Below are 22940 nucleotides of genomic sequence, written 5' to 3'. Positions count from 1 at the left end.
GCCCTCGCGTTCCCCCCTGCTCTCTCATAGACAAGGCTTCCCGCTTCGGAGGTGCCCTCGTGATTAAAATTAATAGCCCTGGGCAGTTTAAGGTGAGTGTAATGTAAGGGCGATACATACAACCGAAATCTGCCCGACTGGGAGTGACTATCTCTCAAAGCTATAGATTTTCTGTGTGGTTAAGTTCTCCATTATTGAAGAGGGCTTTTGGCTTAAGGGATAAATTTGTCGATCTAACTGTACTTGTAGGCTAGTTAGGGGATCGACGCCAGGAGACACCATAAATTCTAAGCGTCCTGTTTGTTGCCATTGGCTCAAGGTGTCGAGAATTTGCGCGATCGCCTGCATGTAGGGGTGCTTAGAGTTTTTGTACCAATTAGAGGCAGCTAGGTGGGCTTGGTCGAAGCCTAAGTGGACGATTAAGGAAGGTTTGCTGAACAGCGCGATCGCCACGGGTCTTGCCTCTTCCTGCAACAATAGGTGCTGACTATGCACCAGATGCCGCAGTTTTTCTAGGCGATCGTATCGTTCTTGCACAGGCTGCGGGGCATCTTGCCAACGAATCGCCACTGTTACCAGATAGGTTTGCAACAGCATGTGACCGAGTTTTTCTGCCTTCGTTGCCAGGTAAGTTGAGTTGTAGTCATTCGCTTCAATAAGTAAGGGGAGGCGGTCTACAACTTCTAAACCGTAACCCTTCAATCCAGCAATTTTACGCGGATTATTAGTAATTAAACGGATTTTTTGCACACCCAGATCGTTGAGCATTTGTGCACCCATTCCGTAGTCCCGGAGGTCAGCCGGGAAGCCCAATTGTTCGTTAGCTTCGACGGTATCCAGACCCAGATCTTGCAACGAATACGCCTTCAGCTTATTCACTAAACCAATGCCGCGTCCTTCCTGGCGTAAATAGACGACAATACCTTTTTTTGCCGCCTCGATCATCTTCAACGCCGCTTGCAACTGCATCCGGCAGTCACAACGCAAAGAACCCAGGGCATCACCCGTTAAGCATTCCGAGTGCACCCGCACCATCACGGGAGTGTCTTTAAAATCTTCCGGATCGCCCTTAACGATCGCCACATGTTCAGTATTATCCAAAGCGTTGCGATAGGCGTAAATCTGGAAGGTGCCGAAACTAGTCGGTAATTGGGCAACAGTTTCCCGATAAACAAAGCGGTCATACTTGAGGCGATAACTAATTAAATCCGCAATGCTGATAATTTTTAAGTTGTGGTGTTTGGCGTACTTAATCAGTTGCGGCAATCGCGCCATGGAACCGTTAGGGTTTTGGATTTCACAGATCACCCCGGCGGGATATAAGTTTGCCAAGCGGGGCAAATCGATCGCCGCTTCAGTATGACCAGCACGTTTCAAGACGCCCCCTTCCCTAGCACGGATGGGAAAGATGTGACCCGGACGGCGCAAGTCATCCGGCTGGGTTGCCGGGTTAATCGCCAACTGGATAGTACGGGCGCGGTCTTCTGCTGAGATGCCTGTCGTCACACCCAGGTGAGTAGCCCCGTCGATACTGACGGTGAAGGCGGTTTGGTTGGTGTCGGTATTTTTGGTCACCATTAAGGGCAAATCCAGAGCGTCGAGGCGATCGCCCATCATTGCCAGACAAATTAATCCCCGCGCTTCCACTGCCATGAAGTTAATCAAGTCAGGGGTGGCAAATTGCGCCGCACAAATTAAGTCCCCTTCGTTTTCTCGCGCCTCGTCATCTACCACCACGATGGCACGTCCCGCCTTGAGATCTGCTAGGGCAGCATCAATCGAATCAAATTTAAACGGATAGTTTTCAGGCAATTCCACAGAAAAATCGGAGCCAAAACTCGTAAAGTTTTCTAAAGTTTCCTCAGATTTGATTGTATCTTGTTTATTTAGACACAGAGTGTACCGTTATCTTGATAGTAGCTTTAACTCAACTTGCCTAAGGTGTTTAGCACTAAATTACGGTTTTGATACTAAAATGCAGCAAATGTTAAACCGTTTTTTATTCAAAATTTTAGGAAAAAACCACCATGGGTGAACTAAAACGAGTGAGTGTGGGAATTGTTGGCGCTTCCGGCTATGGCGGCGTGCAACTTGTGCGACTCCTAATAGACCACCCAGGAGTCGAAATCGTGTATTTAGGGGGAGATAGCAGTGCCGGAAAATCATTTTCTGACCTTTACCCCCACCTGAACCATCGTGTAGATCTGACTATTGAGGCAATTGATGTAGAGGCGATCGCTTCTCGTTGTCAAGTCGTCTTTCTTTCCCTTCCCAATGGCATTGCCTGCACGGTAGCACCTGCCCTGTTGGAGAAAGGTTGCAAAGTTTTGGATTTATCTGCCGACTATCGCTTCGGCGCTGACTTAAATACGTATCAAGACTGGTACGGAAAAGAGCGCGACGACAAAGGATCTGCCACAAGTTCAGTTTACGGCTTACCGGAACTGTATCGCGATCGCATCAAAGAAGCCTCCCTCATCGGTTGCCCCGGTTGCTACCCCACCGCCAGCCTCCTTGCCCTATCTCCCCTACTCAAGCAAGGATTAATCGTCCCCGAAACCGCCATCATCGATGCCAAATCCGGCACCTCCGGAGGTGGGCGTAATGCCAAAGCTAATTTCTTGCTCGCAGAGGCAGATAACACCCTGGGAGCTTATGGTGTTGCCCGTCATCGCCATACCCCAGAAATTGAGAAGATTTGCAGTGACTTAGCCGGACATGATGTGATGGTGCAGTTCACTCCGCACTTAATACCGATGGTTCGGGGTCTTCTCGCCACGGTTTACGCCACCCTCCGCGATCCCGGACTAGTGCGAGATGATTTGCTCACAATCTACAGCGCCTTCTACCGCGCCTCTCCCTTTATCACAGTGTTGCCCAGTGGCATCTACCCACAAACCAAGTGGGCTCACGGCACCAATCTTTGCTACATCGGTATCGAAGTAGACCCCCGTACAGGTCGCGTTGTCGTGATGGCGGCGATTGACAACTTAGTCAAAGGACAAGCAGGTCAGGCAGTACAGTGCCTGAACCTGATGATGGGTTGGGAAGAAGACCTAGGCTTACCTAAGTTGTGTTTCTACCCCTAGTTTTTAACGAAGAGGTACGCCGGGAAATCGTCCTCTGCGTACCTCTGCATTTAAAGCCTTACTTTGGCCCCATCCCCACCTTTCCGGCGTAAACCGCTTTGTTGCCAAGCTCATCTTCAATTCGCAACAAACGGTTGTACTTAGCAACTCGTTCGCTGCGACACAGAGAACCCGTTTTGATTTGTCCGGCACGAGTGGCGACGGCTAAATCCGCAATCGTTGTATCTTCGGTTTCCCCAGAACGGTGGCTGATAATGGAGCGGAAACCGTTGCGGGTTGCTAGGTCAATGGTTTCCAAGGTTTCGGAGAGGGTACCAATTTGATTGAGTTTAATCAAGATTGAGTTTCCGGCTTTTTGGTCAATGCCTTTTTGCAGGCGAGTCGCGTTGGTGACAAAGAGGTCATCGCCGACTAACTGGACGCGCGAACCCAACTTCTCCGTCAGCAGTTGCCAATTTTCCCAATCTTCCTCGTGCAACCCATCTTCAATCGAGATAATCGGATACTGTCCCACCAACCCCGCTAGATAATCAACAAATTCGGCGGGTGAATGGGCGGAACCATCGTAGACATACTGCCCTTCTTTGTAGAATTCGCTAGCCGCCACATCCATTGCCAGCGCCACTTCTTCTCCTGGTTTGTAACCCGCTTGTTCAATCGCCGCAATCAGCAACTCTAAAGCCGCTTGGTTAGATTCCAGGTTTGGGGCAAAGCCGCCTTCATCGCCCACGCCCGTTAGCAAGTTTTTATCCTTCAACACCTTACTCAAGGCGGCAAATACTTCCGCACCCCAACGCAGGGCTTCTTTAAATGAGTCTGCACCCACAGGTACAATCATGAACTCCTGAAAATCTACGTTGTTATCGGCATGAGCGCCACCGTTGATCACATTCATCAACGGTACGGGTAGGAGATTGGCTAAAGGACTGCCTAAGTAGCGATAGAGAGGCAGGGCTAAGTCATCCGCTGCTGCCTTTGCCGTTGCTAGGGAAACCGCCAGAATGGCATTTGCGCCCAGGTTTTTTTTGTTCGGGGAACCATCCCGATGAATCATTTTCCGATCAATAGAGGATTGATCGAGGGCATCCATACCTAGCAGTTCGGGAGTAATTTTCTCTTTGATATTCCGTACTGCCTTCAGTACCCCTTTGCCACCATAACGCCGGGAGTCATCATCCCGCAGTTCGTGGGCTTCAAACGTACCTGTAGACGCACCACTGGGAACCTGGGCAAGTCCTACAGCCCCCGTTACCAGTCGGACTTCGGCTTCAACGGTGGGACGTCCCCGTGAGTCCAAAATCTCTCTGGCTTCAATGGCTTCAATGGCTGTTTCTTGCTTATTTAGCATTCGTTCTCCTCTAATCCGTTCGCTCGAATTGCAACTAACTTTATACTCAGGACAATTAAGTTAAATTACCCTAGTACGGTGTTTTGGGGCTATATTTTTCTCAAAGCACCCTGAAAAAAGACACCAGCGTTCAGGATACGTCTTTCAGTTGACCGTCGGAAATCATTTTTAAGGATGGAGTGCGATCGCAACCGTATTTATAGAAACGCCGTAAAACCCACATCCTTTTAGGTGGGGGATATAAGGCGGGTCATCGGAGGCTTCGACGTGAGGCTTCGACGGTGAGCTCAGCGTTCGACTGAGCGCTCACGCCGAAGTCCGAACCGCGCTCAGCCGAACGGTACGGAGATGACCAAACTATCTGGTCTTCTGATTTTCAATGTATCGCTTAACTGTTTCACTGCTGACATTGCCAGCAGTTGAACAAAAAAAGCTCCTAGTCCACATACTTGGGAGCTTTTTTAAGTGCGGGAATTCATCTCTGAGCTTGTAAGCTGTTGCTCCCTTGAGTCGATGCATGATGTCTGACGGGGCAACCGTTGGAGGGCAGTTAAGAAATAGATGCACATGGTCAGGCATCACTTCCAAGGCAATAATCTGGCAATCTAGCTCTACAACTTTTGCTCTTAGTAGTTCCTCAAATCTTCGAGCTACTTCACCTATAAGTACTGGCTTGCGGCGTCTCGGTATCCAAACAAAGTGATAGTTAATCAACGTGACAGAAGTGTTGGCGTGACGATAATCTTGTCCCATTGGTCTATCAGGTTGGTCTATAGACCAACCTGATAGACAACAAGGAGGGAAAACACAATGCTGGTTCTCGAATACAAAATCAAAGCTAAACCGCAACAATACAAAGCTATTGACGAGGCTATCAGAACTGTACAGTTCATCCGCAACAAAGCAATTCGCTCCTGGATGGATGCACCCACAGATGCTAAAATCAATCGGTTTGCTTTGAATAAATATTCGACCGAACTACGCAATGAGTTCCCCTTTGTCAAAGCCCTGAACTCAATGGCAGTACAGGCAGCAGCGGAACGAGGATGGCTTGCAATTTCTCGGTTTTACGATAATTGCAAATCTAAAAAATCTGGTAAAAAGGGTTTCCCTCGCTTCCAGAAAGATAACCGTTCTGTTGAGTATAAGACTAGCGGGTGGTCGCTGAGGCCTCTCGAAGCGTGGTCGCTTCACAAAACCAAGAGACGTATTGCCATCACTGATAAAAAGGGCATCGGTGAACTGAAACTTTTAGGTAAGTGGGACATCCACAAATATCCAGTAAAATCCATCAAGCGGGTTCGACTTGTACGACGCGCCGATGGATATTACTGTCAGTTTGCTGTTGATGTTGAGTGCATTGATATTCAGCCAAAAACAGGTCAAGAAATTGGATTAGACGTAGGACTAGAATCGTTTTACACAGATTCCAACGGACATCAAGAGCCTAATCCAAAGTTCTTGAGAAAAGCTGAGTCTGATATCAAGCACGCTCAACGTCGCATTTACAAAAAAGTAAAGGGTTCGTCAGGACGCCGCAAGGCAAGAGCTAGATATTCCAGGAAACACTTAAGAGTAAATAGGCAGCGTATCGAACACGCCAAGAGACTAGCGCGTCACGTTTGCAAGTCTAACGACTTAGTAGCCTATGAAGACTTAAAGGTTGCAAATCTGCTCAAAAATCACTGTTTGGCTAAGTCAATCGCTGATGCTAGTTGGTATCAGTTCAGGCAGTGGATTGAACATTTTGCAACCAAGTTTGGAAGATTAGCTGTTGCTGTTCCGCCTCAGTACACTTCACAAGAGTGCAGTCAGTGTAAGGCGATTGTGAAAAAATCCCTCAGCACTAGAACCCACGTTTGCTCGTGTGGGTTGATTCTGCAAAGGGATTGGAATGCGGCTATTAATATTTTGCTCAAGGCAAAATCTAGGGATGGGCAGTCCCGAAGTAACGCTAACGGAGTTGGAACCTCTACGCTACTTGGCGCAAGCCTGGTAGAGCAAGTTCTGACGATGAAGTTAGAATCCAACGTGCTGTCTTCCGTTGGATTGTCAACCCTACCAATTAGCAGCGATTTGCTGGCAAACCTACTTTAGAAGGTTCTGCTCTTTAAAATGAGTAGTAAAGAAAGAAATTAGGAGTTTAAAAATAAATGCGACTATTACACACCATGTTGCGAGTTGCCAACCTCGATGAATCGCTCCAGTTTTACTGCGACCTTCTGGGGATGAAGTTGCTACGCCAAAAAGATTATCCTGGCGGAGAATTTACGCTAGCATTTGTCGGTTATGGCGATGAGTCTGACCATGCTGTCATCGAGCTAACCTACAACTGGGGTCAGGACAAGTACGACTTGGGCGATGCCTACGGTCACATTGCCATCGGAGTTGATGATATTTACGGCACCTGCGAGCAAATCAAAACCCGTGGCGGCAAGGTTGTACGAGAACCGGGGCCAATGAAGCATGGTTCTACGGTAATTGCCTTTGTAGAAGACCCGACGGGCTACAAGGTTGAGCTGATTCAACTGGGAACCCCGGGGCACACCCAGAAGGAAGAAACGGCGGCGACAGCAGGTTAACAACTTACCCACAGACAAAGCCTGTCCACCTATTCAAAACAACTAACTCTGCCTTTGGAGAGTGTTGGCAGGGAATCTGCTGAATTGTAATGAAAATTAACTAGCATCAGCCTTTTTACCTCGCCCCTTTACGGAAGACTTTTCCTCATATTATGACTACCGCCACCAAGCCATCTACTCGTTACGCTTGGGCAAAAGCGATCGCCCAACCTGCCGCAGAATTTCCTCCTACCCCTTTACCTGTGCTTTCAGGCAAGATTCCAGAGGGTTTACGGGGTTCCCTGTATCGCAATGGCCCTGGACGTTTGCAACGGGGTGGCGAAGGAGTTGGACACTGGTTTGATGGCGACGGCGCAATCTTAGGCGTGCATTTCACCGATGCTGGGGCGACGGGAATTTACCGCTACGTGAAAACTAGTGGCTACAAAGATGAAGAAGCGGCGAGTAAATACCTTTATCCCAATTACGGAATGACCGCACGGAGGGCATTTTGGGAAAACTGGATTAAGTCCGTTAAGAACTCCGCCAATACATCGGTACTCGTATTACCCGACAAGTTGTTGGCACTCTGGGAAGGTGGTAATCCTCACGCCCTTGACTTAGAGACGTTGGAAACATGGGGACTTGATCAGTTAGGGCAGTTGGAAAAGGGATCGCCCTATTCTGCCCACTACAAGCGCGATCCTCAAACGGGGGAGATTTTTAACTTTGGTATTGCTCCTGGGTTAAATTCTACAATCGAGATTTATAAGAGCGATCGCACAGGTCAAATCATCCAGCAAGGCTCGGTAACCCTTGATGGTGTTCCCATCGTGCATGATTTTGTCTTGGCAGGGCAGTATCTGGTGTTTTTTATTCCCCCAGTCCGGTTAAATCTGCTACTGGCGGGCTTGAGTTTACGCAGTTTTGGTGAGGCTTTGGAGTGGCAACCCGACAAAGCAACTCAGATTATCGTGCTGGATAGAGAAACGCTTTCTATGGTTAGCCGCAGTGAAGCTGAGGGTTGGTTTCAGTGGCACTTTAGCAATGGCTATGTAGACGCGGATGGCTCCGTGGTTATTGATTTCATCCGTTACAAGGATTTCCAGACTAACCAGTATCTCAAAGAAGTCCCCACAGGTGAAACCCATACCTTTGCTAAAGGGACGCTGTGGCAAGCCCGAATCAATCCTCTGACTGGTAGGGTAACAAAGCTGGAAGAGTTGATAGACAGACCTTGTGAGTTTCCGGTTGTGCCGTTTCAATACGTCGGACAAGTCTCGCCTGATACTTATCTGGCGGTACATCGCGATGGGGTGGATATTCGCAAGGAGCCGTTTAATGCGATCGCCCGCTACAACCAAGCCACCGATACCCTGACAATGGCTGATATGGGTGAAAATTGCTACCCTTCTGAAGCACTCCATGCCCCCGATGCCCTCAATCCCGATCGATCTTGGGTGCTGACGGTGGTGTATGACGGCAATTCCGACGAGAGCGAAGTGCGGATTTATGATAACGATGCCCTTGATGACGAACCCGTTTGCCGCTTAGGATTACCCAGCGTCATTCCCCATAGCTTCCACGGCAAGTGGACGCCTTAGGGCAAGGCGGCGAGAATAGTCCCGCTCATTCCCAGCAGGCAAACAATGCCGACTGCATAGGCGATCGTACGCCACGGCTGAAGACCCAAAACATACGTGAGACTGTGGAAAATTCGGGCGATCGTAAACGTGAGAAAGAGCCATGATGCCGCCTCCGGCGATGCGCCGATCAAGACGTAGGCAATAGCAAGTCCGAGAAAGATAGGAATATTCTCTAGGTCATTAAGCCAAGCTTGCGCTGCTCGTTGCACCTGTGGCAATTCTTCTGTGGCGGGGGATTTGCCGACTACTGCTGCATCCTCAGGGTTCTTGAAGGTGAGCTTACTAATGCGGTGGAAGCCCTGATAGCTGGAGAGGGCAAACATTTTCAGGAACAACACGACTGTGCATATCGAATACCAGTAAAGAGCCGACTTCATGGGATTCTTTCCTATTCGTCCTTCTATACAACAATAAAGGGATTGCCTATGCTCCCTTGTCTGTTTCCCTAAGTATTTATTAGATTGACTTATTTTGGATAGATAGAGAAGCGATCGCTACCTTTATCAGCTTCTAAAAAAGGGCATTTATTGCTTCGGGCTACACAGAATTCGTTACAGCGGCAGCAATCTGTTATCTCAAAAGCCGATGGGCGGATTTGAACCGCCGACCGTTCGATTACGAATCGAATGCTCTACCACTGAGCTACACCGGCACACAGTCTCTTATTATAGCACGTTTAACCCGGTTTATTGCCATCGAAACCCCAGCTAATCATCTCCAAATGCTCCTGCTGACTAGCAAAACCATTGAGTTCTAGCCCATGGAATTGTCCCTAATAAAAACCTCTCCGCCTCCGGTGCGTCCTACTGTAGCCTTCAGCCGGGAGGTGCGATTGGACTAGGTATGGCTCAGAGGTGCAAAGATCGCTCTTTGAGTTTGTGATCTATCGCACTGGTACTTTACAAAATCATGCCAACATTGATCTATGGTGTAGCAACAAAGAGTAATGGCAGACTCAACTTCGGATGATCGGACTGGCAACACCAGAATAAATTCTCGGAAACTGAGTCCAGAAAAATATGCGCGGCTGCGAGCTGAGGCAAAAGCTCCTTACCGGGGCTTAAGAAAGTTCGTGTATGCGGCGTTCGGTGCTTCTGGCTTTATTGGAGGAGTTGTCTTCCTTGCTCAGTTAGTGGCTGGTAGAGATGTCGGGACAGCGTTACCTAATCTGGCATTGCAAGTTGGCGTGGTTGCCCTGATGGTTTGGCTATTCCGCCTGGAGAAAAAGGGAGAACGTAAGTCCTAAAGATTAACGTTTTTCTGTAAAAACAAGAATATATCCAATAAAGGAAGGAACATTCGCTAGAAAAGGGGGCTTTATATCCCATTGACGATATTTTTATCAGATTACTAGCCAATAAACTGCACTAAACATTACTTTTTTTGTATAACGGAGTTACTGCTACTAGTCATCAAAAAAACTGAATATTATACACGGCTCGCGCTGTGACACCTTACGGTAACGCTCTTGTCCATCCGAAACTATGGAAATAGAACAAAGACTAGGTTTATATCAAGTTTTTCTCAAGCTTTACGAACATCATCAAAGCTTGTTGGATGAAATTCTCCAGCTAGAGTATACCGGAAACAAAGTACTAAGTAGCTTTGCCACTCGATATGTCACAGGGGTTATACAAGATCGGCAAGCCTATTTAGTTTCCAATTTGATAGATGGAAGAACGCAAAAATTACTTCAGTCTCAAGGGATTTGGACAATTGGACGCGATCGCAATTTAGCTTTAGCCATTTGCGATCGCCGCTTATCTCGGCATCATGCTGTTATCCAATATGTCAGTAACGAAGGCTTCTATCTCGTCGATCTCGACAGCACGAATGGTTCATTTGTGAACAAAGAACCCGTACATGGACGAGTGAGGCTCAAAGATGGCGATCGCATTCGCCTCAGCAGCATTGCCTTTTCCTTCTTCCTGTGCGACGAAGCGCAGCTCTTGGACGATGTACCTCCCGATCTCTTGGCGCAACTCAACACATTACAAAAAACCGCGCTTCCAGCACACTCTAAAGAGTCTCAGCTAGTGATATCCTCTAGCGATCGAGAACACGCTTCGACAACTGGAAAAGAAGATAAAGATACTGCCCTCTTTCTCAACTGCAAACCCGATCTAGAACAGCAAGGTGGCTCCCCAGCAACGGCTCCCCTCAATCCTGCTCAACAATCCCAAATTTTAGACCGATTCTTCCGTCAGCAGGTACAAAAGACAAGCAGATCGTCGTAAGACATATCTACCTGCTTCAATAAAATATCTAATAAATAGGGTGAGCAATGCCCACCCCCATCAGAGAAAGTATGGTGTAAAAAACCTAAAGGGTGGTTTGTCCTTTAGATTCCCAACTTAAATCTCTTCTTCGTAGCTCTCTTCTTCCTCATCGGCGTCAACTGGAGCAACAGAATTGGCTTGCACTACTGCACCCATTTCTAGCTTTTCCCGTACTAGGCGGTCAACATTCGCGGCAAATTCTAGATTCTCTTCCATGTACCGTATGGTATTATCGCGACCTTGACCGATATTATCGCCGTTGTAGCTGTACCAAGCACCCTTACGGACAATGACGCTCGTTTGTTCAGCCAAGTCAACCAAACAGCCTAGGCGAGAAATGCCGTGTCCAAAGATGATGTCAAACTCGGCAATGCGGAAAGGAGGAGCGACTTTATTCTTCGCTACTTTCACCTTGGCACGGATACCGTACTCGCCTTCACTGGCTTTTTTGAGGGTTTGAATGCGTCGGATATCTAAGCGGACAGAGGCATAGAACTTGAGAGCATTCCCTCCTGTGGTAACTTCTGGGCTGCCGTAGGTGATGCCAATCTTCTGCCGCAGTTGGTTGAGGAAAATTACGGTACAACCTGACTTGCCGATATTCCCGGCAATTTTCCGCAGCGCTTTACTCATCAGACGCGCCTGTAAACCCACCTGGGTATCGCCCATTTCCCCTTCAATTTCGGCGCGCGGTACTAGAGCCGCTACAGAGTCAATGACAACGATATCGACGGCGGCAGAACGGACGAGCTGATCGACAATTTCCAGCGCCGATTCACCTGTGTCGGGTTGGGAAATAAGTAGGTTGTTGATATCAACGCCTAATGCTGCCGAGTAAGCTGGGTCTAAGGCATGTTCTGCATCGACAAATGCCGCAACGCCCCCAGCCTTTTGCACTTCGGCAACAGCATGAAGTGCCAAGGTTGTCTTACCAGAGCTTTCTGGGCCGTAAATTTCAATGACGCGCCCTTTCGGTAAGCCACCACCCAAGGCTAAATCCAATGTGATTGCACCACTGGAAATAGTCTCGATCCTCATGCGAGCGGCATCACCCAAGCGCATGATGGAGCCTTTACCAAAGTTGCGCTCAATTTGGTTTAGTACCAGGTTTAAAGCTTTTTCTTTTTCGGGACTGTTTGTAATTTGGGTAGCCATTGATGCCTCAAGAACTGTGTGGGGACTCGCACAAATGCTTTATCTATTTTAGACGTTCTACCGGGAATTCTCCGGGGCAGAGTGATTACTTATTAAAACAATATAATCCTTGTGTAGTAAGGTGTTGGAGATTTTTAATGGTCGTTTCACAAGGGCTTTTTTAAAAGTCAGGATATATTATTTTTTAAAACTCGGCTTAGACAACTTAAGCAAGTTGCTGTCTGTAGGAATTGCCAGGAAAAGCCCTATTTCATGCCAAATCTGAGCCGGAGCGATCGCCTCTTCATCGGGATTATGTACCTTAAACATAAGTCTTACTCCCGTAACTGCTATTTTTTAGGGTTTCTTCAGTAATTCACTCACTGTATAAGTATAAAAAGTGACACTTTATTCTTCTCAGTCTGTAATCCCTGATGCCGCGTTATCTGTGGCTGGATTAACGGAGTATATTCAGGCGTTGCTAGAACAGGATCAGCAACTACAGCGGGTGTGGGTAGTTGGTGAAGTTACGAGCGCTCATACGCATCGCAGTGGGATATTTTTCACCCTCCAAGACCCAGAGACCAACGCCGCAATTCAGTGTGTGGTATGGACTAGCCAACTGAGTCGGCTGATGCAACAACCTGTACAGGGAGAGCAGTTGATTGTGATGGGGAGTCTGCGGCTTTATCCCCAACGGGGACAATACCAACTAAGTGTTTGGCAAGCACTACCTGCTGGGGAAGGTTTGCAGCACCTGCGCTACCAACAACTCCGCAATCGCTTAGAAGCAGAAGGACTATTTGACTCAGAAAATAAGCGATCGCTCCCCCTCCATCCCCAAATCATTGGCGTTGTCACCTCTCCCGCCGCCGCTGCTTGGGGTGACATCCAACGGACATTACAAAGTCGCTATCCCGGCTTAAAGGTGCTACTTTCTCCGGCTCAAGTGCAGGGAGAACTAGCTCCGACCTCAATTGCTACCGCCATTAAACGATTGGCTCAGGATGGGCGTGCTGAGGTGGTCATCCTGGCTAGGGGAGGTGGAGCATCGGAGGATTTGGCGTGTTTTAATGATGAGCGCGTGGTCAGGGCGATCGCGGGTTGTGGGATTCCTGTAATTACTGGTATTGGTCATCAACGAGATGAATCCTTAGCTGATTTAGTTGCGGATCGGGCGGCTCACACTCCCACCGCCGCCGCAGAACAAGCCGTACCGGAACTAGCGCAGTTACACCGGGAACACCAACAGCGAGTTGCTGACTTAAATGCGGCTGTAGAGGAACAATTAGAATCTGCTCAAGAACGCCTGCAACGGAACTACACCCGATTGCAACGCCTACCGATCAATCGGCAATTGCAACAAGAACAATCGGCGATCGCGATTCAACGACAGCGACTCATCCAAGGCGTGACTCAGCGTCTGAAACAAGCCACCCAGCACCATCAATTTCTAAAAGAACAACTAGCCACCCTCGACCCCGAACGGATTTTACAACGGGGTTATGCGGTGGTGCGACAAGAAAATGGTGCGATCGCTCGCTCTACAGAAAACCTGACTCCTGGAGAGGAATTACAACTTCAACTTGCTCAAGGTCAAGTACAAGTCAAAGTTACAAAGATTTTGTCTTAGCGATCGCTGTTTTTATTGCCTGTGTCTATTCATACCTGAAAGCGGTAGGCGATCGCATCGTTCCTGGCGATCGCCTTTGATCTCTTGCTTTTGTTAAGGTTGTGACTGGCGATCGCGTTGAATATATCCTTGTACATTGCGGATCGCTTGTACCGCATAAGGATCGTTAGGGCGTTGACTCAGCGCCCGTCTAAAGTTAATCAGAGCAGATTGGTAGTCACCTTGATTGGTTAAGTTGTACCCCAGTTCCATGTATCGATTGTAAGCGCTCGGCTGACCCACTCCTTGGGTTGTTCCGTCCGGAGTCGCTGGCGTCGCTCCTGGTGGAGTAGTGGTACCCGGAGTCGCTGGCGTCGCTCCTGGTGGAGTAGTGGTACCCGGAGTCGCTGGCGTCGCTCCTGGTGGAGTGGTATCTATACCACCTGGAGTTGTTCCCGGTGGAGTAGTAGTACCCGGATTGGTTGGCGTCGTTCCCGGTGGAGTAGTCGTACCCGGATTGGTTGGCGTTGTTCCTGGTGGAGTAGCGGTACCCGGAGTTGTTGGCGTCGTTCCCGGTGGAGTAGTAGTACCCGGATTGGTTGGCGTCGCTCCTGGTGGAGTAGCGGTACCCGGAGTTGTTCCCGGTGGAGTAGTAGTACCCGGATTGGTTGGCGTCGTTCCTGGTGGAGTAGCAGTACCCGGAGTCGCTGGTGTCGTTCCCGGTGGAGTAGTCGTACCTGGAGTTGTTGTACCTGGTTGAGCAGTACCGGGAGTCGTTGTACCCGGTTGAGTCGTACCAGGAGTTGTCGTACCGGGAGTTGTCGTACTACCAGGAGTGGTTTGAGCTAATAGCTGTCTAGTTCTGCTAGTAAAGTTAGAGTTGTTCAGTGCTAATGCTGGAAAACCCAGTAAAACACTAGCGCTAGCAACGCCTATCAAGCTAATAATCCTTTTAATGGACTTTTTTTGATTCTGCGGGTTCATAGGTATATCCTGAATTACTATTAGGCTGAAAGACTTCTGCGCTTCGCCGTCACGTTGAATAAATTGGACAAAGTTTGCTTGTAAAAAAAGAATTGAACTTAAAGAATTAACGTAATTGGAAAATCTAAAGACGTATTTCTTCAAGCTTCTGTTAAAAACCCTAACTCTAGGATTTTATTTACTCATATACCGAAAGAGTTATCTGAGGTAGTGCGTTAGTCTGTCTAACTAGGTATTAAGTCAGCTAGCAGAATCCGTTTGCTACTCGGTTTTGGTATCCTGAATTTTTCGTTTCCAGGCAAATACGCTACAAGGTTTATTCTGTAGCTAGTTGATATTACTTACAGCCAGAAATTTTTAGATGAATAGAGTGGATTCCTGACTAGGATTCAGTGTCAAGCATCTACGCACAATTTGTAGTCTTAATTAAGTGAAAAAATGCGATCAAGAGCAGCGCGATCGCACCTATTATCTATACAGCGTTCAACTGGTAAGAAGCGATACAAGGGCTAGCCTTCAGGAGGCTGACTTTTTTTCAACATCAACTGAGTGAGCGGGTTACTCCCTGTGTCAGAATAATTCCGGTAATTGCTCAATCTCCTTTGAAAAATCTTCTCATGTGGGGAGATGAGCAATTTATAGTATCAAAACCTGGAATTAGCATGAACCGACCTCCAAATCAAGGCTCAACCGTCATTCTGTACATTTTTGGTATCTCATTGGGTATTGGTTTACTCCTTGCTGCCATTGTTGTGTTCCTGCGGGCGATAGGTACCATTTCAGAAGTTTCGTCATTAATCATCTGGTCAATTATTCTTTTCTCTATTGGTGTCGGTATCCTGACAGGTCTTAGTATGAGGCGGTAAGGTTATTTACTGTTTATCCCCATCAGTTTGTGACTCCCACTCCCCCTTCTGACACACAAGTCTTAGCTTACCTATTTGCGATTTCTCTCGCCGTCACCTTAATTGTCTATGTGCTGAGAGGTTTTACTATCCTCTCGTTTCTTCCGGGTGGCGTACTTAATCTCTTGATTTTGCTCTCGATTGCTATCGGGATCGCTTATGGGGTGCAGAAAACCCGACGTTACTAGAGAAGATGAGGCAATCGATGCTGCTATAACTAATGTTGCCCCTGGAATGCGCTAGTTTCAGGGGTTTATATTACTAGCAGTAACGAAAGAGAAGAGGAGTAGGAATCATGCAGGAATATGCCTGTACCGTTTGCGCCTATGTCTACAACCCCGAAGAAGGCGATCCAGATAGTGGGATAGAGCCGGGGACAGCCTTTGCAGACATACCGGAAGACTGGGTGTGTCCGGTATGTGGCGCAGGTAAAGAAGATTTTGAAGCAGAATAGAAAAGGTTCGTCTGCAATGAATGCTGAATCTTGTTTTCAAATTCCTTACAAGTCATAGTTATTGGTGGCGGTGCGGCAGGTTTCTTTGGCGCGATCGCCACGGCTAATGCTCATCCCCACGCCCGTGTCACGTTATTAGAAGCGGGGCGTCATCCCTTAGCGAAAGTTCGCATCTCCGGTGGCGGTCGCTGTAACGTCACCCACTCCTGTTTTGACCCCACCGCTTTAGTGACTCATTATCCTAGAGGCGGCAAAGCCCTGCGGGGTGCCTTTAGTCGCTTTCAGCCGCAAGATACCATTGCTTGGTTTGCATCCCACGGCGTCCAACTAAAAACAGAAGCCGATGGACGGATGTTTCCGATTACAGATGATTCAGAAACGATTGTTGAGTGTTTGATGAAAACGGCAGCGGCGGCGGGGGTGGAGCTTCGCACCGGGACTCCTGTGAAGTCGGTATCGCCACCGGAAGATTCCCCGGCTCAAGAGGGGAGCAAACAGAGATTTAAGATTGAGTTGAAATCTGGGGAGACCTTAAGATGCGATCGCCTGATCTTAGCAACGGGTAGTAACCCCCAAGGGTATCGTTGGGCAAAAGCATTAGGTCACACCATTGAACCCCCCGTTCCTTCCCTCTTTACCTTCAATATCCCCGACCCCCGCTTGCAAGAGTTAGCAGGAGTCAGCGTGCAGGAGGTGCGTTTGCGCTTACCAGAAGCAGGAAAAAGCCTGAAAGAGCAGACAGGACCCGTATTAATTACCCATTGGGGTTTAAGCGGCCCAGCGGTACTGAAGCTTTCTGCTTGGGGAGCCAAACTTTTGCACGACCATCACTATCAGACAACTTTAGAGGTTAACTGGTTGCCCCAGTACAACCAGGAAAGCCTGCGAAAAATGTTGCTCGCCGTGAAGTCCCAACTACCCCAACGCGCGATCGCTACCCATTGTCCAGTCCCTCTCCCCAAACGTTTGTGGGTGAGTTTAATTAGTAGTGTGGGCATCAAAGAACAAGAACGCTGGGCAGAATTATCTAAAAAATCCCTTAATCAACTGATTTTAGAACTGAATCAAGGGAGATTTTTAATTAAGGGCAAAGGTGTCTTTAAAGAAGAGTTTGTCACCTGCGGCGGCGTCAGTTTAAAAGAAGTGAACTTCCAAACTCTGGAAAGTCGGAAATGTCCTGGATTGTACTTCGCTGGAGAAATTCTCGATATTGATGGCGTCACCGGAGGGTTTAACTTCCAAAGTGCTTGGACAACAGCTTGGTTAGCAGGTCAGGCAATGGTTGACACTCCCCACGCATAAATGCAGGGGATTCTTGCATCTAGTTACTCGCTCCTGGACGGAGCAAGTCGTTCATCAAGTTAAGGGTTGTGCCAAGCAACCCATTCTCTGTAGCAGATGAAGCCATTACAGCAGCATCCTTCTGTAGCTCCAGAGAACAAGAGCATCCTTCCCACTGTGCAATATTATGGGAGGCGTTCAAATCTGCATTGTGGTAGTGTCCGTGTGGGCAATTGAAATCATGCTTGTGGCGATGACCAATTGTGCCGCAAGTCGAGCAACTTTTGCTGGTGTAGGGAGCTGGAACCTTAACTAACTTCAATCCCGCTAAAGCCAGCTTGTAGTCTAGTTTTTGCTCTAATGAGGAGAACGACCAAGAGTGTCGAGATTGACCAGCATCAGAGTGGTTTTTCTTGCTCTGCTTCATGGTGTCTCGGCATTCTTTCAAGTCTTCAATTGCCACATCAGCCTCGTGGAATTGAGCAAAGCGAACAAGGCGACGGGAGATAGTATGGTTAACTGCTTCCATCCATCGGTGTTCCTTCTTATTCCACTTTTTTAATGCCCTGAACTTCTTGGCGGATTGTAGTTTCTGGCGACGTTTCTGGAAGTATCGGCGGCGATGCCTGACTTCCTTGCCACTATGAAACTTACCAAAGCCTTGTGTAGGTGCTACTACCGCAATATTATTTTGTCCTCTGTCAACTCCCACTCGTTTTTGTGCCTGTAGCTCTGGAACATCCACAGTTACAGACATATAGGCATACCAATGTTGGCGGTGATAGATGAGCTTAACGCTACCTTTCTCCACATTTCCTGCTAAAACTTGTTCTAAAACTGGCTCCCAATGAGACGAGGCAACAACTATAGGTACTCGTTTATCCCCAGCAATCGTGGGAAAACTCAAGCTATAAGTGTCGCCTCGTTTTTCTAGTTTCCAGTTCTGTTTGTTGATTTCAGGAGGCAGGCATTTATAGTGTTTAACCTTCCGACCCGTAGCAGAAACGGTATGCCGAATTGTTTGATTGGCAAGGGCTGACTTTAGTGATGTGATCACCTTAGCTGTTGTTACTTCACGTCTCTCAACATAGGGAATGGCTAACAGTTCATTTGCCAAGCGGGTGTTTTCCGCCGTCATTTCGGCAAATAATTGTTGCTTTACTCTGTTGAGGTTATGAAATTTAAGCTTTATGGTTCGCGTCACTTTAGTCATGACTAAATATTATCATCTTCTTATACAGATGTATAAAAATGAGTGAGCCAGCATTGATTGATTGCCTATAAGTTCATCAGGGATGGCGTTCTGACTCGTACTGAGCTGCTTGCCCTGAGCTGCTTGCCCTGAGCTTGCCGAAACGGCGATCTCGCTTGCGAGGGGAGAAATTTTCATCCCCATACCTGAAGGCGAGGGGCATTCAATTTCCCCTCGCGCTCCCATAGTTTCGGTAAGATATTACCCAACGACTGAGGGAGGGGTATAGCTCCTACTGCCGGGTAGTCGCGGCGACACGATACACCGTTTGCTTACGCAGGCTAGGGATAGGATGAAGTTTACCGAAATTGTTGAGAAACTGCAGTCAGCGGCTATAAGCAATAGCCTGACATCAAACCCAGATGGTAATCCAGAGATTACAGGGACGGCACCTGTCGATGAAGCTTCCCCAGGGACGATCAGTTACATCGAGGGGGGAAGATTTGCCGCCCAGATCGAGAAAACGGCTGCCAGTGCTTTAGTCTTGCCGCAGGATGAAACCTTGCAAGCTAAGGCAGAAGAACGCGGTATTGCTTGGATTGGTGTTCGCGAACCTCGCTTAGTCTTTGCCCAAGCGATCGCCCTTTTTTATAAACCCTTCCGTCCTACCCCAGAAATCCATCCCACAGCGGTTATTCATCCTTCCGTAGCAATTGGTAAAGAAGTTTACATTGGCCCCCATGTGGTGATTCAATCGGGGGTGAAATTGGGAGACTTTGTCTGTATTCATCCCAATGTTGTGGTCTACCCGGATGTCGAGATTGGGTCAAATACCGTCTTACATGCCAACTGCACAATTCATGAGCGATCGCGCCTTGGCTCTGACTGCGTTATTCATAGCGGTGCTGTCATCGGTTCTGAAGGATTTGGGTTTGTCCCCACCCCCCAAGGCTGGTTCAAAATGGAACAATCCGGTCGCACCATTTTGGAAGATGGCGTGGAAGTCGGCTGTAATAGTGCCATTGACCGTCCTGCTGTTGGGGAAACCCGCATTGCCCGCCAGACCAAAATCGACAACCTAGTACAAATTGGTCACGGTTGCCAGGTGGGTCAAAACTGTGCCTTCGCAGGTCAAGCAGGCTTGGCAGGAGGCGTAAAAGTGGGCAATCGCGTGCTGCTGGCTGGACAAGCAGGAGTGGCGAATCAGTCCAAAATTGGCGATGGTGCGATCGTCACAGCCAGAGCCGGAATTCTCAGCGATGTGGAAGCGGGTACAACCGTCAGCGGCACCCCCGGAATGCCTCACAAAGTCTTTCTCAGAGCTACGGCTATCTACCATCGCCTTCCAGAAATGTACCAAACGCTCCGGCGGTTACAACGTCTGCAAGAACGAGATGAGGAAGGCGAAAGAGCCAAGTAAATAAGTTAGCAATAGCTGAGGGAGAGTTTTTGGGTGAAACGTCAGGCACAATTACGTCCCCCTTTGCTCAATCAGCAGATGCTGTGGTGGTTGGTATTGTTAGGCGCGATCGCATTTTCCCTTTACCAAGCCGGACTCTTTCAACAAGACTTGCTCAATTTAGGAGGATTGCCACTATTGTGGCGCTTCCTGCGGGCAAGCGTGCAGCCAGATTTGAGTCCGGAACTACTGGCAATCACCCTAGATGCGACCCTCGTCACCCTCGCTTATGCCGTCTGCGGGACGTTTTTGAGCCTGTTGATCGGGATAGTTGGGGGTGTCTTGGCGTCAGAAGTATGGTGGCTTGCGGTTTTTCCGCGTCACGGGGGACAGCGAACCTCCTGGCTAGGGATGCGGGTGTTTTTAACCGTTCCCAGAGCCATTCACGAGCTGATTTGGGGGCTGTTTTTCATCAACATTTGGGGATTAGACCCACTAACGGCAATTTTGGCGATCGCTATTCCTTTTGGAGCCATTACTGCCAAGGTATTTTCAGAAATTCTCGATGAAACTCCCCGCCAGTCACTGTTTGCCTTACTCAACAGTGGAGTCAAGCCCCTGACGGCGTTTACCTACAGCTTATTGCCCCAAGCCTTTCTCAACTTACTCTCCTACAGCTTCTACCGCTTCGAGTGTTCGATTCGTTCAGCAGCAGTTTTAGGAATTATTGGTGCTGGCGGCTTGGGATATCAAATTCTCCTTAGCCTCCAGTCACTCCGCTATCAGCAACTCTGGACGTTTTTTTATGCTTTATTGCTCTTAAACGGTTTAGTGGACTTAAGCAGCGCCTTATTACGCCATCGCCTCGGCTGTGCAAGCCGCTTAGACTTAAACCTGCGGAAGTTATCTCGCTCTTCCCCTCCCGTTTATCGACGCGATCCTGTAGTGAATCTAGCGAGTCTGGGAGTGTTGCTGCTGGTGCCGTTTTGTTTTGGGTATATCAAAGCCGACTTTAGCAAACTCTGGTCGCCGCGTACCCAACAGCTACTAGGGGATATCGCCCAAAGCTCATTTCCCCCGGATCTGGGGGGAACACCATTGTCGGAGTTGCTGACGCTATCTATCCAGACAGTGGCAATGTCAATTTTAGCGATCGCGGTGGCTGGTTTTGGCGGCTTACTCCTCTCCTTCCCCGCCGCCTACAATTTCTTCCTCCCCGGTGGCATCCTCAATCCGGGTAAACACAATCAATTCAGTGGTATTTGGGCATGGTTCACCCTGCTGTTTACCCGCGCGATCTTACTCCTATGCCGCGCCATCCCCGCCCCAATTTGGGCATTAGTCGCCTTATTTGTGATCTTTCCTGGTATTTTGCCCGGTGCGATCGCCTTAGGATTACACAATTTAGGCATTCTCGGTCGCTTAATGGCAGAAGTGAATGAAAATCTCGAAAAACCGCCTTTACAAGCCCTAAAAGCCCAAGGAACCCCCGGCGCTCTCGTTTTTCTCTACGGGGTATTACCTCTATCCTTGCCCCGCTTTCTAGCTTACGCCCTTTATCGCTGGGAAGTCTGTATGCGGGAAACAGTAATTGTTGGCTTAGTTGGCGCAGGAGGCTTAGGTCGCTTGCTAACTGAACAACTCAGCAGTTTTGACTATCGCGCCGTCGTCGTCACCCTTGGCTGCTTCATGATCCTGACATTCATGGTTGATTGGGTAAGTGCGATCGCTAGGCGATCGCTGCGGTAAGTCTTTTTGGAGTCCTGAGTGCTGAGTCCTGAGTCCTGAGGTATGGGGAGCAGGGAAGAACCTCTTACCCTTCATACTTCACCCTTCATACTTCACCCTTTCTCCCCAACTCAGTAGGGACAAGGGATGCCGTGCCCCTACCACTCAGGACTTCAAAAAAATCGTTGAAATAGTTGACACTTTTCCAGAAATTCCTGTTAAGATAGTCCAGGTGAGAATAAATGCGATGGGGTGTAGCCAAGTGGTAAGGCAGCGGGTTTTGGTCCCGCCATTCCTAGGTTCGAATCCTAGCACCCCAGCTAATAATCAGGGACAAGTATTTAATTGCTTCTCCCTGATTTTTTTATGCTCACAAAAGCTAAGCTCGAGGCTGAACACAGGCGGTTATTATGGCATCAACCTTTACAGTTGCCGAAAGACTAACTATGCCTGCTGACGCTCCAACAACTCTTGCTCTGGATTTTGACGGCGTACTGTGTGATGGACTGCTGGAGTATTTTCAAACCTCCTGGCGCACCTACTGCCAAATCTGGTCACCAAAGAGCGAAACACCCCCCGATAATCTGGCAGAAAGTTTTTACCGCTTGCGTCCTGTTATTGAAACAGGCTGGGAGATGCCCATTTTAATCAGGGCATTAATCCTTGGTATCCCAGCCGCAGAAATTTTGCAGGATTGGTCAGAGGTTTGCCAGCAAATAGTTGCCGCCGAGAAGCTAGATGGCGCAGAAATGGGGGAAAAACTCGATCGCGTTAGGGATGAATGGATTGCAAAGGACTGGGAGAGTTGGCTGAGTCTGCATCATTTTTATCCTGGGGTGGCAGAACGATTGCGTGCGCTTGTAGAGACTCCGCTACAGTTGCTCGTTGTGACGACGAAGGAAGGGCGCTTTGCAAACAAGTTGCTGCAACAACAGGGAATTCGGCTAGCGGAGGAGAGGATTATCGGTAAGGAAATTAAACGTCCCAAACATCAAACGCTACGGCAGTTACTAGAGGAATCTCAGGGCGAAACAAGCCGTCTGTGGTTTGTAGAAGACCGCTTAAAAACCCTACAATCAGTGCAACAGCAAGCTGACTTGCAAGGGGTGCGACTTTATTTGGCAGATTGGGGTTACAACACGGCACGCGATCGCGATTCTGTGCGGCATAATCCAGATATTCGGTTGTTGTCTCTTTTGCAGTTTACTCAAGATTTTTTGGCGTGGTGAAGTAATGAAGTGCTGAGTTCTAAATCTTTGCTCAGGAATAACTTCTACCCAATAATTATGGGGACGACAGTGCCGTGAACCCCTAGCACTCACTGATTC

The 22940-nt window shown here is 48.4% G+C and carries 21 protein-coding genes and 2 tRNA genes; 14 read left to right on the top strand and 9 right to left on the bottom strand.

Features of this window, described 5'->3' with window-relative positions:
• Positions 1-147: 147 nt before the first annotated feature.
• Entirely contained in the window at positions 148-1818 is a 1671-nt protein-coding gene (gene ribBA, locus AC5JR3_RS15355; protein WP_495847414.1) for a bifunctional 3,4-dihydroxy-2-butanone-4-phosphate synthase/GTP cyclohydrolase II, read from the bottom strand.
• Positions 1819-2027: 209 nt separating this feature from the next.
• Here ribBA and argC point away from each other — a divergent pair, with 209 nt between their 5' ends.
• Complete coding sequence (argC, locus tag AC5JR3_RS15350) at positions 2028-3089, top strand: N-acetyl-gamma-glutamyl-phosphate reductase (RefSeq protein ID WP_495847413.1); 1062 nt, start codon at positions 2028-2030, stop codon at positions 3087-3089.
• Positions 3090-3147: 58 nt separating this feature from the next.
• Here the strand turns inward: argC and eno are convergent, their stop codons facing one another.
• Together eno and tnpA are read right to left on the bottom strand one after the other, a co-directional pair.
• Complete coding sequence (gene eno, locus AC5JR3_RS15345) at positions 3148-4437, bottom strand: phosphopyruvate hydratase (protein ID WP_495847412.1); 1290 nt, start codon at positions 4435-4437, stop codon at positions 3148-3150.
• A gap of 357 nt (positions 4438-4794) precedes the next feature.
• Positions 4795-5190: an IS200/IS605 family transposase gene (tnpA, locus tag AC5JR3_RS15340; protein ID WP_495847411.1), complete on the bottom strand. Its 396-nt coding sequence runs from the start codon at positions 5188-5190 to the stop codon at positions 4795-4797.
• Positions 5191-5247: 57 nt separating this feature from the next.
• Between tnpA and AC5JR3_RS15335 the strand changes: the two genes are divergently transcribed.
• The 3 genes from AC5JR3_RS15335 (at position 5248) to AC5JR3_RS15325 (ending at position 8602) form a co-directional block, all read left to right on the top strand.
• Entirely contained in the window at positions 5248-6534 is a 1287-nt protein-coding gene (locus tag AC5JR3_RS15335; RefSeq protein WP_495847410.1) for an RNA-guided endonuclease InsQ/TnpB family protein, read from the top strand.
• Between the two features lie 56 nt (positions 6535-6590).
• A complete protein-coding gene (gene gloA, locus AC5JR3_RS15330) occupies positions 6591-7019 on the top strand; it encodes a lactoylglutathione lyase (RefSeq protein WP_495847409.1) in 429 nt (142 codons plus the stop codon).
• 152 nt (positions 7020-7171) lie between these two features.
• On the top strand, positions 7172-8602 hold the full coding sequence (locus tag AC5JR3_RS15325; RefSeq protein ID WP_495847408.1) for a carotenoid oxygenase family protein: 1431 nt from the start codon (positions 7172-7174) through the stop codon (positions 8600-8602).
• Here the strand turns inward: AC5JR3_RS15325 and AC5JR3_RS15320 are convergent.
• Positions 8599-9021 carry an MAPEG family protein gene (locus AC5JR3_RS15320; protein ID WP_495847407.1) on the bottom strand — a complete coding sequence of 141 codons (423 nt, stop codon included), beginning with the start codon at positions 9019-9021 and terminating at the stop codon, positions 8599-8601. The two genes, AC5JR3_RS15325 and AC5JR3_RS15320, sit on opposite strands and share 4 nt — an antisense overlap.
• Positions 9022-9224: 203 nt before the next feature.
• A tRNA-Thr gene (locus tag AC5JR3_RS15315) sits at positions 9225-9296 on the bottom strand.
• 294 nt (positions 9297-9590) lie between these two features.
• On the opposite strand from AC5JR3_RS15315, the gene AC5JR3_RS15310 reads away from it, so the two are divergent.
• Complete coding sequence (locus AC5JR3_RS15310; RefSeq protein WP_495847406.1) at positions 9591-9890, top strand: DUF3493 domain-containing protein; 300 nt, start codon at positions 9591-9593, stop codon at positions 9888-9890.
• A gap of 238 nt (positions 9891-10128) precedes the next feature.
• Positions 10129-10881, top strand: coding sequence for an FHA domain-containing protein (locus AC5JR3_RS15305; protein ID WP_495847405.1), 753 nt, complete (start codon positions 10129-10131; stop codon positions 10879-10881).
• A gap of 117 nt (positions 10882-10998) precedes the next feature.
• Here AC5JR3_RS15305 and recA read toward each other — a convergent pair whose 3' ends face one another.
• The gene (gene recA / locus AC5JR3_RS15300) at positions 10999-12078 is read right to left on the bottom strand and encodes a recombinase RecA (protein ID WP_495847404.1); all 1080 of its coding nucleotides are present in this window, start codon (positions 12076-12078) and stop codon (positions 10999-11001) included.
• Between the two features lie 177 nt (positions 12079-12255).
• Positions 12256-12387, bottom strand: coding sequence for a hypothetical protein (locus AC5JR3_RS15295; RefSeq protein WP_495847403.1), 132 nt, complete (start codon positions 12385-12387; stop codon positions 12256-12258).
• Between the two features lie 70 nt (positions 12388-12457).
• Here AC5JR3_RS15295 and xseA point away from each other — a divergent pair, with 70 nt between their 5' ends.
• Positions 12458-13690 carry an exodeoxyribonuclease VII large subunit gene (gene xseA / locus AC5JR3_RS15290; protein WP_495847402.1) on the top strand — a complete coding sequence of 411 codons (1233 nt, stop codon included), beginning with the start codon at positions 12458-12460 and terminating at the stop codon, positions 13688-13690.
• A gap of 93 nt (positions 13691-13783) precedes the next feature.
• On the opposite strand, the gene AC5JR3_RS15285 is transcribed toward xseA, so the two are convergent.
• The gene (locus tag AC5JR3_RS15285; protein ID WP_495847401.1) at positions 13784-14653 is read right to left on the bottom strand and encodes a tetratricopeptide repeat protein; all 870 of its coding nucleotides are present in this window, start codon (positions 14651-14653) and stop codon (positions 13784-13786) included.
• Positions 14654-15548: 895 nt separating this feature from the next.
• Here AC5JR3_RS15285 and AC5JR3_RS15280 point away from each other — a divergent pair.
• From AC5JR3_RS15280 to AC5JR3_RS15270, 3 genes are all read left to right on the top strand, one after another.
• Positions 15549-15746 (top strand): hypothetical protein, encoded by a 198-nt coding sequence (locus AC5JR3_RS15280; RefSeq protein WP_495847400.1) that lies wholly within the window; start codon positions 15549-15551, stop codon positions 15744-15746.
• Between the two features lie 107 nt (positions 15747-15853).
• Entirely contained in the window at positions 15854-16012 is a 159-nt protein-coding gene (gene rd / locus AC5JR3_RS15275; RefSeq protein ID WP_495847399.1) for a rubredoxin, read from the top strand.
• 30 nt (positions 16013-16042) lie between these two features.
• Entirely contained in the window at positions 16043-17314 is a 1272-nt protein-coding gene (locus tag AC5JR3_RS15270) for a BaiN/RdsA family NAD(P)/FAD-dependent oxidoreductase (protein WP_495847398.1), read from the top strand.
• A 19-nt stretch (positions 17315-17333) separates the two neighbouring features.
• Here AC5JR3_RS15270 and AC5JR3_RS15265 read toward each other — a convergent pair whose 3' ends face one another.
• Positions 17334-18506, bottom strand: a complete 1173-nt coding sequence (locus tag AC5JR3_RS15265) for an RNA-guided endonuclease InsQ/TnpB family protein (RefSeq protein WP_495847397.1) — start codon at positions 18504-18506, stop codon at positions 17334-17336.
• Positions 18507-18837: 331 nt separating this feature from the next.
• On the opposite strand from AC5JR3_RS15265, the gene lpxD reads away from it, so the two are divergent.
• The 4 genes from lpxD to AC5JR3_RS15245 all read left to right on the top strand — a co-directional run bounded on the left by lpxD (position 18838) and on the right by AC5JR3_RS15245 (position 22841).
• Positions 18838-19905 (top strand): UDP-3-O-(3-hydroxymyristoyl)glucosamine N-acyltransferase, encoded by a 1068-nt coding sequence (gene lpxD, locus AC5JR3_RS15260; RefSeq protein WP_495847396.1) that lies wholly within the window; start codon positions 18838-18840, stop codon positions 19903-19905.
• Between the two features lie 78 nt (positions 19906-19983).
• Positions 19984-21633 carry a PhnE/PtxC family ABC transporter permease gene (locus AC5JR3_RS15255; protein WP_495847417.1) on the top strand — a complete coding sequence of 550 codons (1650 nt, stop codon included), beginning with the start codon at positions 19984-19986 and terminating at the stop codon, positions 21631-21633.
• Positions 21634-21860: 227 nt separating this feature from the next.
• Positions 21861-21932, top strand: a tRNA-Gln gene (locus tag AC5JR3_RS15250).
• 126 nt (positions 21933-22058) lie between these two features.
• Positions 22059-22841: an HAD family hydrolase gene (locus tag AC5JR3_RS15245; protein ID WP_495847416.1), complete on the top strand. Its 783-nt coding sequence runs from the start codon at positions 22059-22061 to the stop codon at positions 22839-22841.
• The last annotated feature ends 99 nt before the right edge of the window (positions 22842-22940 follow it).

The sequence above is a fragment of the Kastovskya adunca genome, from assembly GCF_059505785.1.
The sequence above is the reverse complement of the archived record's forward strand: the minus strand, read 5'-3'. Positions and strand labels throughout refer to the sequence as shown.